The sequence below is a fragment of the Streptomyces sp. NPDC007991 genome (assembly GCF_042958445.1).
GTDB lineage: Bacteria > Actinomycetota > Actinomycetes > Streptomycetales > Streptomycetaceae > Streptomyces.
Map to the genome: position 1 here is coordinate 475125 of NZ_JBIBJD010000008.1, position 12150 is coordinate 487274.

Sequence of the window (12150 nt, forward strand, 5' to 3'; positions counted from 1 at the left end):
CGCCGTCCTCAGTACGCGCTGTTGACGTTGTCCATCGAGCCGTACTTGTCCGCCGCGTAGTTGCAGGCGGCGGTGATGTTGGCGACCGGGTTGTAGATGTCCCAGGAGGTGCCGGGGACGTGGTACGCCTTGAAGGTCGGCGGGATGACCTGGAGCAGGCCCTTGGACGGGATGCCGTTGATGGCGTTGATGTCCCAGTTGTTGATCGCCCGCGGGTTGCCCGAGGACTCCCGGATGATGTTGCGGTGGATGCCGTCGTAGGACGCCGGGATCTTGTGCTTCTTCAGGATGTCGAGCGACTCGCGGATCCAGCCGTCGAGGTTGTTCGGGTAGCTCTTGGCGGCGGCCTTCTTGACCTGGGCGCGCTTGGCGGCCCGGCTCGCGGCCTCCTTGGCCTTGCGCGCGGCCTCGGCCTTCTTCTTCGCGGCCTCGGCGGCGGCCTGCTTCTTGGCGGCGGCCGCGGCGTCGGCCTTCTTCTTCGCCGCTATCTGCTCCGCCTTCAGGCTGGCATTGGCCATCTGGTCCGTGACGCTCGCCTTGACGTCCTTGATCTGCTCGGTGCTGAACGCCACCGCAGCCGGCTGAGCGGCCTCGGTCGTGGTCTTGGTCGAAGCGCCGCTCGGCACCGCGGAGAAACCGATGGCGGCGGCGCCGAGGGTGGCGACACCCGCCATGGCGATCTTGTGGTGACGGGTCAGGCTACGACTCTGAACACGGCTGAAGATGTTCTTGGGCATGCTGGTGTGGACCTCTTCGAATAGCGCGGGAGTCGCTCGGCGTCCGGCGTTGGACTCGGTGTGTTTCCGACACGAACGCCGCGGAGGTGAACCCACGGCGCTGAGCGACGCCAGCAATTCTTAGCGGCCGCAAAATCGCGTGGCAAAGGTGTGACGTACGATGCCCGATAGTGGATCAGGGAGGGGCAAATCGGGGCAGACTGGACCGTATGTGCCGCTCAAAAGGTGGGGGTATGTCTCCTACGTACTTTCGTACGTGACGTGGGTCCTATGCGCGGGCTCACACCGGGAGGGGCGCGGTCTCACCGCTGGTTGCACAAGCGATGCTCTGCGTGAGGGACTGAACGGCCCCCGCGACGGCCCGTCCTACGGCAGGACGAGGTGCACGTCCCCGAACTCGTGCCACAGATAACGGCCCTGGAGCGCGGCCTCGTAGCCACGCTCGATCGCCTCACGCCCGGCGACCGCCTCCAGCATCAGCAGATGCGAGGCCTCCGGCTCGTGCAGCCCGGTCAGCAGCCCGTCCACCACACGCACCCCGCGCTCCGGTGTGACGACGAGATCCGTCCACCCCGCACGCGCGCGCACGCCCCCGTCGGCCCCCACCGCCGACTCCACGGCCCGCACCGCCGTCGTCCCGACCGCCACGACCCGGCCGCCACCGGCCCTCGCGGCGTTGATCAGCCGCGCCGACGCCTCGGACACCGCGAAGGGCTCCGGATACGGAGGCTCGTGCGCCTCCGCCGACGCCACCCCCGTATGCAGCGTGACCGGCGCGAACTGCACGCCCCGGCTCACCAGCTCCGCCACCAGCCGCGCCGTGAAGGGCCGCGCCGCACTCGGCATCTCCGCGCTGCCCGCCCCGTCCGCGGACGGCAGCGCGAACACCGTCTGGTAGACGGACAACGGCTGGTCGCGCTCCGTGTACGCGTAGCGAATGGGCCGCCCGTGCTCCCGCAGCAGCCCCGGCACCCCCGGCCCGGCCACCCGCGCCCACCACAGCCGGCCGCTCCGCCCGCTCAGCGGCTCCTGCAGAACCAGCCGCCCACCGCCCGGCAGGCACACCCGCGTACCCGCGGGCCCACCCGCACGCGGGCGCGTGGTGCCCCGCCCGTCGGGCTCCCGCAGCTCCACCGCCCACCGGCCGTCGTCCCCACGCGTGGAGAAATGCACCACCACGCGCGCGTGCCCGATCCACCCGTCCACGGCCGCCGCCAGCGTGGCCGAGGTGTTGACCACGAGCAGATCCCCGGCCCGCAACAGCCGCGGCAGCTCCGTGAAGGTGTGATGCGCCACCTCGGCACCCCGGGACACCAGCATCCGCACCGCATCCCGGTCCAGACCGGGCCCCCGCTGCTCGACCGGCACCCGGGCCGACAGCTCCTCCGGCACCCGCACGGACAGTGTCATCGGACCCCGTCCACCAGAGCCGGAGCCCGATACCGGCCGCTCGCCGGCCGCTCGTCCAGCAGCCGCAGGAACCCCGGCACCACAGCCGCCGGCTCCGGCCGCGGATCGTGATCGTCCGGTACGGCCGCCGCATACAGGTCCGTGGCCATGTCCCCGGGATCCACCGCCCAGACCCGCAGCCCCGGCTCCTCCACGGCCAGCACCGCCACCAGCTGCTCCAGGGCCGCCTTGGACGCCCCGTAGCCGCCCCAGGTCTCGTACGCCTCGGCGGCCGCGTCCGAACTGACCGCCACGACGGTGCCCGTCCCCGAGGCCCGCAGAAGAGGCAGCGCCTCCTGGACCAGACCGAGACCCGCCACGAGGTTCACCTCCAGCGCCCGCCGCAGCCCCTCCAGCGGCAGCTCCTCCAGCCGCACCAGCGGCTCGGCGCCCAGCGCGCTCGCGTTGTGCACCAGCAGGTCGACGCCGCCGAGCCGCCCAGCCGCCGACACCAGTGCCGCCCGGTGCGCGGCGACCGTGACGTCCCCCGGCAGGGCGGTCACGCGCGTGCCGTGCGCGGCGACGGCCTCCGCCGCTTCCCCCAATGCCTCGGCGCCCCTGGCATCGAGCACCAGATCCCAGCCCCGCCCGGCCAGTGCCTCCGCGAGCGCCCGCCCCAGCCCCTTCGAGGCCCCGGTGATGATCGCAACCGGCATGATCCGCTCCCTCGTCGTGATCGTGTGCCCTCAACGTAGGAACGCGGCCACCCGGACCGCCTCGGACGCGGGCCGCAGAGAACCGGGTCCCTTCGCCCTACGCCACCGGCCCGGCGCCCCCGGTCGTACGCCACCCCTGCCTGCCCCCTCGGTCCTGCGACCTAGGCCCACCGGACCGGCGCCCGCCGCCACCGGTCCGATCCGCGCTGTCACAGCCCGCCGGTACGGTGAGGTCATGAGCCACCGTCCCCGGTCCGGCCTCGCCGCGGTGAGTTCCGCGCTGCTGGCCATGAGCAGGCATCTCGAGGTGCGCGACGTCCTCAAGACGATCGTCGCCTCGGCCCGCGAGCTGCTCGACGCGCAGTACGCCGCGCTCGGCGTCCCGGACGACCACGGCGGCTTCGCCCAGTTCGTGGTGGACGGCGTCAGCGAGGAGCAGTGGAAGGCCATCGGCCCGCTCCCGCGCCAGCACGGCATCCTCGCCGCGATGCTCCACGAGGCCAGGGCCGAGCGCCTCGCCGACGTCCGCAAGGACCCCCGCTTCGAGGGCTGGCCGAGCGCCCACCCCGACCTGGTCGACTTCCTGGGCCTGCCCATCCGCGACGGCGACGAGGTCATCGGCGCGCTGTTCCTCGCCAACAAGAACTGCTTCAAACCAGAAGGCAGCTGCGGTTTCACGCAGGACGACGAGGAACTGCTCGGCATCCTCGCCCAGCACGCGGCGATCGCCCTCACCAACGCCCGCCTGTACGAACGCAGCCGCGAGCTCACCATCGCCGAGGAACGCTCCCGCCTCGCCCACGAACTGCACGACGCGGTCAGCCAGAAGCTCTTCTCCCTGCGCCTGACCGCCCAGGCCGCGGCCCGCCTGGTGGACCGGGACCCCTCCCGCGCCAAGGGCGAGCTCCAGCAGGTGGCGGCCCTCGCCGCCGAGGCCGCCGACGAACTGCGCGCCGCCGTCGTCGAGTTGCGCCCCGCCGCCCTCGACGAGGACGGCCTCGTGGCCACCCTCCGGACGCAGATCCAGGTCCTCGACCGCGCCCACTCCGCGCGTGTCACCTTCGCCGGCCGCGGGGTGAAGGCCCTGCCGGCCTCCCAGGAGGAGGCCGTCCTGCGCGTCGCCCAGGAGGCCCTGCACAACGCCCTGCGCCACTCCGGCGCCGACCACGTGGACGTGACCCTGGACCGCCGTGGCAGCGGAGCCCTCCTGCGGGTCACGGACGACGGCAGCGGCTTCGACCCGCAGGCGGTCCGCCGCGCGGGGCGCCACCTGGGCCTGGTCTCGATGCGGGACCGGGCGAGCGGGGCCGGCGGCACGCTGACCGTGGAATCGGCGCCCGGCAAGGGCACCACGATCGAGATGGAGGTCCCCGGTGGCTGACGCAATCAAGGTGCTGCTCGTCGACGACCACCAGGTCGTCCGCCGGGGCCTGCGCACCTTCCTGGAGGTACAGGACGACATAGAGGTCGTCGGCGAGGCGGCGGACGGCGCCGAGGGAGTCGACCGCGCGGAGGAGCTGCGGCCCGACGTCATCCTCATGGACGTCAAGATGCCGGGCATGGACGGCGTGGGCGCCCTGCGCAGACTCCGCGAGCTGGACAACCCCGCGCGCGTGCTGATCGTCACCAGCTTCACCGAGCAGCGCACGGTGGTCCCGGCCCTGCGCGCGGGCGCCGCCGGCTACGTCTACAAGGACGTCGACCCCGACGCCCTCGCCGGCGCGATCCGCTCCGTGCACGCCGGGCACATCCTCCTCCAGCCGGAGGTCGCCGACGCCCTGTTGTCCCAGGAGGAGGCCAACTCGGGCCCGGGGCGGGCCGGTTCGCTCACCGAGCGGGAGCGCGAGGTCCTCGGCCTGATAGCGGACGGCCGCTCCAACCGGGAGATCGCCCGTGCCCTCGTCCTCTCCGAGAAGACGGTCAAGACCCACGTCTCGAACATCCTGATGAAACTCGACCTCTCCGACCGAACGCAGGCCGCTCTGTGGGCCGTTCGCCACGGCGTGACCGGCTGACACGCTCCTCCCACGGCAACACGGAGGGTTCCCTTCCGGACCGAGATTCATACTGTCGTGGGAATGTCCCTCATATGGCGCAACCTCGGTGGACCTCCGCCGTTCTCCAGTGCGTGCTGCGGCGCCTGCCGCGGCAATCGCAAGGAGGGCTCAGAAGTGAAGAACCTGAAGAAGGTCGCTGCCGTGACGATGGTGACCGGTGGCCTGCTGGCCGCGGGCGCGGGCATGGCCTCCGCCACCAGCGCGCACGCCGACGGCCAGGCCGCGGGCTCCCCGGGCGTCGGGTCGGGCAACGTCATCCAGGCCCCGGTGCACGTCCCGGTCAACGTCTCCGGCAACAGCGTGAACGTCGTGGGCGTCCTGAACCCCGCCTTCGGCAACCTCGCCGTCAACCACTGACACCCCACCTCCGTCTCCGAGCCGGAGGTACAACCGGCCTCCCGGATCTCCTGGGGGGCCGGTCCGCTCATTCCGCGGGGCGTCCGTCCCGCTCAACTGCGGGCAGTCGTGCCGCTGGGGCGGTACAGGTGGGCGCAGCGGCACCCCGCTGCGCCGGGCTGCGCACCCACCCGGCCCCGGCGCAGAGGCCGAGCACCTTCACAACCGGCAGTCACCGCACCCCCCGCTCCCGCTCCTCCACAACGGAGTTGTACGCCGCGACCTGCGCCCGCCGAGCCGTCCGCTCCACCGGCCGCAACGCCTCCCACCGCGCCGCCATCTCGGACGAACTCACCGCACCGCCGTGCCCACTCTCCGTCGCCACAGCGATGAGCGTCCCCACCCGCTGCGCCAACTCCAGCACCCGCACGGCCCGCGACGGATACCCGGGCGCCAATACCTCCCGCCCCCGCTCGGCCCGAGCCCGATACGCATCGACCGCCGCCTCCGCCACCGGCCCGGACCCGGCCACATCCAGCCGCGTCAGCACATCCGTCGCGTCCCGGAGCGCCTCCGCCAGCTCCCGCTCCGCCTCACCCAGCGACGGCACATCCGCCGGCGGCGCCTCCCGCACCGGCAGCACATGCCACACCACCTCGTCCCGCACACCCTCGGGCCCCGCCTCGTACACGTCCGGCACCAACCCCAAGGCGGCGCCGTAACAGACCACCGCCTCCTCGGCCTCCAGCGCCCGCGCGTTGAACTCCGGCGGCCCGCTCAGCCCCAGCGGATGCCCCGGCGCGGGCAGCGCCACCCGCAGCCCGGACACCCCGAGCGTCCGCAGCCGCCCCAGTGCGAGCGTCAGCCCGACCTGGCCCGGCTCATCCGGCAGCCCCTCCACCCGATGCACCGCGTCCTCGCCGACGATGGCGAGCACAGCGTCATCTGGTGAGACAAGTCCGGCCAAAAGGGCATTTCCCCATGCAGCGAGACGTCCAGCGCGCGGTTCCGTGAGCATGTCCCCACCCTAGGACCCTCCAAGGACCGGACCGAGGGAATGTCCGGGCCGACCGGTGGCGTAGATTTCATGGAGGGCTGCGCCCACCGGCGCGGCGGACCGAGCCACAGGCTTACGCGACAGCCGAGACCGGCCACACTGCAAGGGGAGACAACGCGCTCATGAGCGATGTTCTGGAGCTTCAGGACGTATCCGTGGTCCGTGAGGGCCGGGCTCTGGTGGACCAGGTCTCCTGGTCGGTCAAGGAGGGCGAGCGCTGGGTCATCCTGGGCCCGAACGGCGCCGGCAAGACCACCCTCCTCAACCTCGCTTCCACCTACCTCTTCCCCAGCTCGGGCACCGCCGCCATCCTCGGCGAGACCCTCGGCAGGCCCGGCACCGACGTCTTCGAACTGCGCCCGCGCATCGGCATGGCCGGCATCGCCATGGCCGACAAGCTGCCCAAGCGCCAGACGGTCCTGGAGACGGTGCTGACCGCTGCGTACGGCATGACCGCCACCTGGCACGAGGACTACGAGGACATCGACGAACAGCGCGCCCGCGCCTTCCTCGACCGCCTCGGCATGAGCGAGTACCTGGAGCGCAAGTTCGGCACGCTCTCCGAGGGCGAGCGCAAGCGCACCCTCATCGCCCGCGCCCTCATGACCGACCCCGAGCTGCTGCTCCTCGACGAGCCCGCCGCCGGCCTCGACCTCGGCGGCCGCGAGGACCTCGTCCGCCGCCTCGGCCGCCTGGCCCGCGACCCGATCGCCCCCTCGATGCTCATGGTCACCCACCACGTCGAGGAGATCCCCCCGGGCTTCACGCACGTCCTCATGATCCGCCAGGGCAAGGTCCTCGCCGCCGGCCCGATGGAGCTCGAACTCACCTCCCGCAACCTCTCCCTCTGCTTCGGCCTCCCGCTCGTCGTCGAACAGGCGGGCGAACGCTGGACGGCACAGGGCCTCCCGCTGTCCTGACCCGGCCCCCAAGGGGCGTCCGCCACACAAATCCCAAAGCAAGAAGGGCATTTCACACGCCGGGCGCCCTGTCGGCGACAGGGGCGTCCGACCTACCATGCCCTTGTGAACATCGACGCATGGCTGTGGTGGCTCATCGGCGCGACGGCGCTCGGCATCGCGCTCGTGGTCACCGCGATGCCGGAACTCGGCATGCTCGCGGTGGGCGCCATCGGCGCCGCGGTGGTCAACGGCCTCTTCGGCGGCGGAGCCGTCGCCCAGGTCGCCGTCTTCGCCGTCATCTCGACCGCGGGCATCGCCGCCGTACGGCCCATCGCGAACCGGCATCGCGCCCAGCGGCCCCAACTCGCCACCGGCGTGGACGCGTTGAAGGGCAGACAAGCCGTCGTACTGGAACGCGTCGACGCCTCCGGCGGCCGGATCAAGCTCGCCGGAGAGGTCTGGTCGGCCCGCGCCCTCGACACCGACCGCGCGTACGAAGCAGGCCAGGAAGTCGACGTCGTGGACATCGAGGGCGCCACTGCGATCGTCATGTGACCTCGCAAGACGTAACTGGAGTGAACTCCTCGCCAGCTACGCGACGGTCTGACAGACTCGACCAGCAAGATCTTCGACAACCATGAGATCTGCCGAAGTCGCCGAGGCGGAGAAGGGTACGGGGAACGACGATGGAACCGGTCATCATCGTCCTGATCATTCTGGTGGTGTTGGTCTTCATCGCCCTGATCAAGACGATCCAAGTCATCCCACAGGCCAGCGCGGCCATCGTCGAGCGCTTCGGCCGCTACACGCGGACGCTGAACGCCGGCCTCAACATCGTGGTCCCGTTCATCGACACCATCCGCAACCGCATCGACCTGCGTGAACAGGTCGTCCCGTTCCCGCCGCAGCCGGTGATCACCCAGGACAACCTGGTGGTCAACATCGACACGGTCATCTACTACCAGGTGACCGACGCCCGCGCCGCGACCTATGAAGTCGCCAGCTACATCCAGGCGATCGAGCAGCTCACCGTCACCACGCTCCGCAACATCATCGGCGGCATGGACCTGGAGCGGACCCTGACCTCCCGCGAGGAGATCAACGCGGCCCTGCGCGGCGTCCTCGACGAGGCCACCGGCAAGTGGGGCATCCGCGTCAACCGCGTCGAACTCAAGGCGATCGAGCCGCCCACCTCCATCCAGGACTCGATGGAGAAGCAGATGCGCGCCGACCGCGACAAGCGCGCCGCGATCCTCCAGGCCGAAGGTGTCCGGCAGTCCGAGATCCTGCGCGCCGAAGGTGAGAAGCAGTCCCAGATCCTGCGCGCCGAAGGTGAGGCCAAGGCCGCCGCCCTGCGCGCCGAGGGCGAGGCCCAGGCCGTCCGTACGGTCTTCGAGGCCATCCACGCCGGCGACCCGGACCAGAAGCTGCTCTCCTACCAGTACCTCCAGATGCTCCCCAAGATCGCCGAAGGCGACGCCAACAAGCTCTGGATCGTCCCCAGCGAGATCGGCGACGCCCTCAAGGGCCTCTCCGGCGCCATGGGCAACTTCGGCGGCATGGGCGGCGGTTCCGGCGGCAACGGCGGCGGGTCCGGAGGCGTCGTCCCCGCCCAGGAACGCCGCGAGAAGCCGTCCATCGACTGACCCGACTCGTGTGAAGGGGGCCCGCTTCCCAGGGAAGCGGGCCCCCTTCACACGCCGTCGACTAGGCCGCGGGCTGGGCCAGCCACTCCGGCAGCGCGTCGAAGTCGTCCTGTCCCAGCGCCAGCAGCATCGCGTCCGCCGGAGTCGGCTCGAACGGTTGTCGCAGCAGCGGCATCCCCGCCTGGTCCGGAGTCCGGTTCGCCTTGCGGTGGTTGTCCTCGGCGCACGAGGCCACGGTGTTCAGCCACGTGTCCTGACCGCCCTGCGACCGCGGCACCACATGGTCGACGGTCGTCGCCCGCCTCCCGCAGTACGCGCACCGGTGCCGGTCCCGGACCAGCACACCCCGCCTCGACCACGGCGCTCGTCTTCGGAAAGGCACCCGTACGTACTGGCAGAGCCTGATCACACGGGGCGCCGGTATGTCGACCGCCGCTCCCCGCATCCGCAGTTCGGGGTGGGCCTGCTCGACGACGGCCTTGTCCTGAAGCACCAGAACGACGGCTCGGTTCAGCGTCACCGTCGACAGCGGCTCGAAGCTCGCGTTGAGTACCAGCGTGTCCCGCATACCAGCCCACCTCCCGTGTGCACCGGCCCACCCCCTGGCGGGCTGGGATCAACTCTGGCCGGGCACGCCGAGATGGACAACGCAATATCTGCTGCTCCCACGGGGGGTGACCCCCGCGGCCCCCGGCAACAAAAATGCCCGCTCCTGATCAATTCCAAGACCAGGAGCGGGCAAACGTTCCGTGAACGCCCGGATCGCGGGGGCGGCTCGTCAGCTCTCGGCGGGCACCTCGTACTCACCGATCAGCTGAGCCCGCGCGATCGTGTGGAACCGCAGGTTGAAGCCCACGACGGCAGGCGAAGCCTCCGCGTCGGGACCGAGCTTCTCCTGGTCCACGGCGTACACCGTGAACACGTACCGGTGCGGCCCGTCCCCGGGCGGCGGCGCGGCCCCACCGAACTCCTTGCCGCCGTAGTCGTTACGGGCGTGGACCGCACCCTTGGGCAGCCCCTCGAACTTCCCGCTGCCCGCGCCCGCCGGCAGCTCGGTCACCGACGCCGGAATGTCGAACAGCACCCAGTGCCAGAACCCGCTGCCCGTCGGGGCATCGGGGTCGTAGCAGGTCACGGCGAAGCTCTTGGTCTCGGCCGGGAAGCCCTCCCACCGCAGCTGCGGCGAGGTGTTGCCGGCCGCGTAGACCTGAGCGTCCTTGAGCGTCGCCCTCTCCCGGACGTCCTCGCTCGTCACCGTGAACGCCGGCACGGGCGGATGGAAGTCGTGGGGGAGCGGCCGCCGCTTGAGCTCGGTCACCTCGGTACCTCCTGATCGGTTCTTGCAGTCGATCCCGAGCCTAGGGGGTGTCCTAGAACCAGTTGCGCTTGCTGCCGACCTCGGAGAGCCACTGGTTGAGGTACGCCGCCCAGTCGGTCCCCTGGTAGTCGTTGAGACCCACCTGGAAGGACCGGAAGGTGTCGCTGCCCTCGCTGAACAGCCCCGGCTTCTTGTCCATCTCGAGCACCACGTCCATGGCGTGCGCGTCGGCCACGAAGCTCAGCTCGACCTGGTTCAGCCCCCGGTACTGCTGCGGCGGGTAGAACTCGATCTCCTGGTAGAACGGCAGCTTCTGCCGCGTACCCCGGATGACCCCGCGCTCCATGTCCGCGTTCTTGAAGCGGAAGCCCAGCTGGATGAAGGCGTCCAGGATCGCCTTCTGCGCCGGCAGCGGGTGCACCTTGATCGGGTCCAGGTCACCGGAGTCCACCGCCCGCGCGATCTCCAGCTCCGTGGAGACCCCGATGTGCATCGCGCGCAGCTCCTGCCCGTCGATCGTCGTGATCGGCGTCTCCCACGGAATCTCCAGGCCGAACTGCACCGCGTGCACCGCGTTCGCCTGCAGCTCGAACGCCCCGCCCAGCCGGGACTTCGTGAACTCGATGTCCTGCTTGTACTCCTGGTCGCCGCTCTCCACCTCGACCTTGGCCTGGAGCCCGACCGAGAGCCCCTCGATCTGCTGGTTCACGGAACCGCCCTGGATCCGCACCTCACCCTGGACGACACCGCCCGGGACGACGTTGACCTCATGCAGCACCGTCTCGACCGAAGCCCCGCCGGCCCCCAGGCTCGCGAGCAGCTTCTTGAACGCCATGTCTCTCCCTCTCGCCCACTACGGGTGGATCCTTGATCCATACAAACGCGATCCGGCCGTGGCCGGTTCCACGCCCTCACCCGGCAAGGCCGGTGCCCTGAGGCCACCCCGCCGCACGACCCGTCTCCAGTACCCTCGGACGGCATGATCGCGACCCCCGACCGTACGCCCCTGCCCAGGGAGTTCTTCGACCGGCCCGTCCTCGATGTAGCCCCCGACCTCCTCGGCCGCATCCTGGTACGCACCACCCCCGACGGTCCGATCGCCCTCCGCCTCACGGAGGTAGAGGCCTACGACGGTGCGGACGACCCCGGCTCCCACGCCTATCGCGGCCGCACGGCCCGCAACGAGGTGATGTTCGGTCGCCCCGGGCACGTCTACGTCTACTTCACCTACGGCATGTGGTTCTGCATGAACCTGGTGTGCGGCCCTGAGGGCAAGGCGAGCGCGGTCCTGCTCCGCGCCGGCGAGATCATCGAGGGCGCCGAACTGGCCCGCGCCCGTCGACTCTCGGCCCGCAACGACAAGGAACTGGCCAAAGGCCCGGCCCGACTGGCGACGGCCCTCGGCGTGGACCGCTCCCTGAACGGCACGGACGCCTGCACCTCCGGTGCGACCCCCCTGAAGGTCTTCTCCGGGGCGCCCGCGCCCCGTGACCAGGTCCGCAACGGTCCACGCACCGGAGTCGCGGGCGACGGGGGCAACGGCGACATCCACCCCTGGCGCTTCTGGATCGCCAACGATCCGACGGTGAGCCCCTATCGGGCCCATGTCCCGAGGCGCCGCCGAAGTTGACGCGTCCCCGCAAGATGCGTAATGTGGCCCGAGCCGCTTGACCCGGGTACGGCATTCGCCAGCAGCCGGAAGCGGCCAACCCACTACCTAACGACTCCCCCTCAGCAGGGGCGAATTCGGCGTGCTCGCATGCCTGAATTCGACGCCGAAGGACTCGATTATGAGTTGGACGGCGAATCGGCTAACGTAGTGAATGTCGAAAGGCCGACGAGCGAAAGCCAAGGCCGCCCGGCATATCCCGTCGACAGGGAATCGGATCGAGAAAAGGATCTGATAGAGTCGGAAACGCAAGACCGAAGGGAAGCGCCCGGAGGAAAGCCCGAGAGGGTGAGTACAAAGGAAGCGACCGTTCCTTGAGAACT

General features: G+C 70.5%; 14 protein-coding genes. 7 read left to right on the forward strand and 7 right to left on the reverse strand.

Annotated elements, in window-relative coordinates; genetic code table 11:
• Positions 1-8: 8 nt before the first annotated feature.
• From ACFZDA_RS25305 to ACFZDA_RS25315, 3 genes are all read right to left on the reverse strand, one after another.
• A complete protein-coding gene (locus ACFZDA_RS25305) occupies positions 9-737 on the reverse strand; it encodes a transglycosylase SLT domain-containing protein (RefSeq protein ID WP_391085688.1) in 729 nt (242 codons plus the stop codon).
• Positions 738-1103: 366 nt separating this feature from the next.
• Positions 1104-2147, reverse strand: a complete 1044-nt coding sequence (locus tag ACFZDA_RS25310) for an S-adenosylmethionine:tRNA ribosyltransferase-isomerase (protein ID WP_391085689.1) — start codon at positions 2145-2147, stop codon at positions 1104-1106.
• Positions 2144-2842, reverse strand: coding sequence for an SDR family NAD(P)-dependent oxidoreductase (locus tag ACFZDA_RS25315; RefSeq protein WP_391085692.1), 699 nt, complete (start codon positions 2840-2842; stop codon positions 2144-2146). Before ACFZDA_RS25315 ends, ACFZDA_RS25310 begins: the two co-directional genes overlap by 4 nt.
• 235 nt (positions 2843-3077) lie before the next feature.
• On the opposite strand from ACFZDA_RS25315, the gene ACFZDA_RS25320 reads away from it, so the two are divergent.
• From ACFZDA_RS25320 to ACFZDA_RS25330, 3 genes are all read left to right on the forward strand, one after another.
• Positions 3078-4223: a GAF domain-containing protein gene (locus ACFZDA_RS25320; protein ID WP_391085694.1), complete on the forward strand. Its 1146-nt coding sequence runs from the start codon at positions 3078-3080 to the stop codon at positions 4221-4223.
• A complete protein-coding gene (locus ACFZDA_RS25325) occupies positions 4216-4857 on the forward strand; it encodes a response regulator transcription factor (RefSeq protein WP_086564108.1) in 642 nt (213 codons plus the stop codon). The genes ACFZDA_RS25320 and ACFZDA_RS25325 overlap by 8 nt, the downstream gene beginning before the upstream one ends.
• Positions 4858-5013: 156 nt before the next feature.
• A complete protein-coding gene (locus ACFZDA_RS25330) occupies positions 5014-5256 on the forward strand; it encodes a chaplin family protein (RefSeq protein WP_391085696.1) in 243 nt (80 codons plus the stop codon).
• Between the two features lie 211 nt (positions 5257-5467).
• Here ACFZDA_RS25330 and ACFZDA_RS25335 read toward each other — a convergent pair whose 3' ends face one another.
• Positions 5468-6253, reverse strand: a complete 786-nt coding sequence (locus ACFZDA_RS25335; protein ID WP_391085698.1) for a hypothetical protein — start codon at positions 6251-6253, stop codon at positions 5468-5470.
• 161 nt (positions 6254-6414) lie between these two features.
• Between ACFZDA_RS25335 and ACFZDA_RS25340 the strand changes: the two genes are divergently transcribed.
• The 3 genes from ACFZDA_RS25340 (at position 6415) to ACFZDA_RS25350 (ending at position 8840) form a co-directional block, all read left to right on the forward strand.
• Positions 6415-7212 carry an ATP-binding cassette domain-containing protein gene (locus ACFZDA_RS25340; protein ID WP_391085700.1) on the forward strand — a complete coding sequence of 266 codons (798 nt, stop codon included), beginning with the start codon at positions 6415-6417 and terminating at the stop codon, positions 7210-7212.
• A gap of 105 nt (positions 7213-7317) precedes the next feature.
• Entirely contained in the window at positions 7318-7749 is a 432-nt protein-coding gene (locus tag ACFZDA_RS25345; protein WP_391085702.1) for an NfeD family protein, read from the forward strand.
• Positions 7750-7880: 131 nt separating this feature from the next.
• Positions 7881-8840, forward strand: a complete 960-nt coding sequence (locus tag ACFZDA_RS25350; protein WP_391085704.1) for an SPFH domain-containing protein — start codon at positions 7881-7883, stop codon at positions 8838-8840.
• Positions 8841-8901: 61 nt separating this feature from the next.
• Here the strand turns inward: ACFZDA_RS25350 and ACFZDA_RS25355 are convergent, their stop codons facing one another.
• The 3 genes from ACFZDA_RS25355 to ACFZDA_RS25365 form a co-directional block, all read right to left on the reverse strand.
• Complete coding sequence (locus ACFZDA_RS25355; protein ID WP_391085706.1) at positions 8902-9408, reverse strand: HNH endonuclease; 507 nt, start codon at positions 9406-9408, stop codon at positions 8902-8904.
• A 210-nt stretch (positions 9409-9618) separates the two neighbouring features.
• Positions 9619-10158, reverse strand: a complete 540-nt coding sequence (locus ACFZDA_RS25360; protein ID WP_391085708.1) for a YbhB/YbcL family Raf kinase inhibitor-like protein — start codon at positions 10156-10158, stop codon at positions 9619-9621.
• Between the two features lie 52 nt (positions 10159-10210).
• Complete coding sequence (locus ACFZDA_RS25365; RefSeq protein WP_086564115.1) at positions 10211-10993, reverse strand: sporulation protein; 783 nt, start codon at positions 10991-10993, stop codon at positions 10211-10213.
• A 144-nt stretch (positions 10994-11137) separates the two neighbouring features.
• Between ACFZDA_RS25365 and ACFZDA_RS25370 the strand changes: the two genes are divergently transcribed.
• Positions 11138-11788, forward strand: a complete 651-nt coding sequence (locus ACFZDA_RS25370; RefSeq protein WP_391085711.1) for a DNA-3-methyladenine glycosylase — start codon at positions 11138-11140, stop codon at positions 11786-11788.
• Positions 11789-12150: the final 362 nt, after the last annotated feature.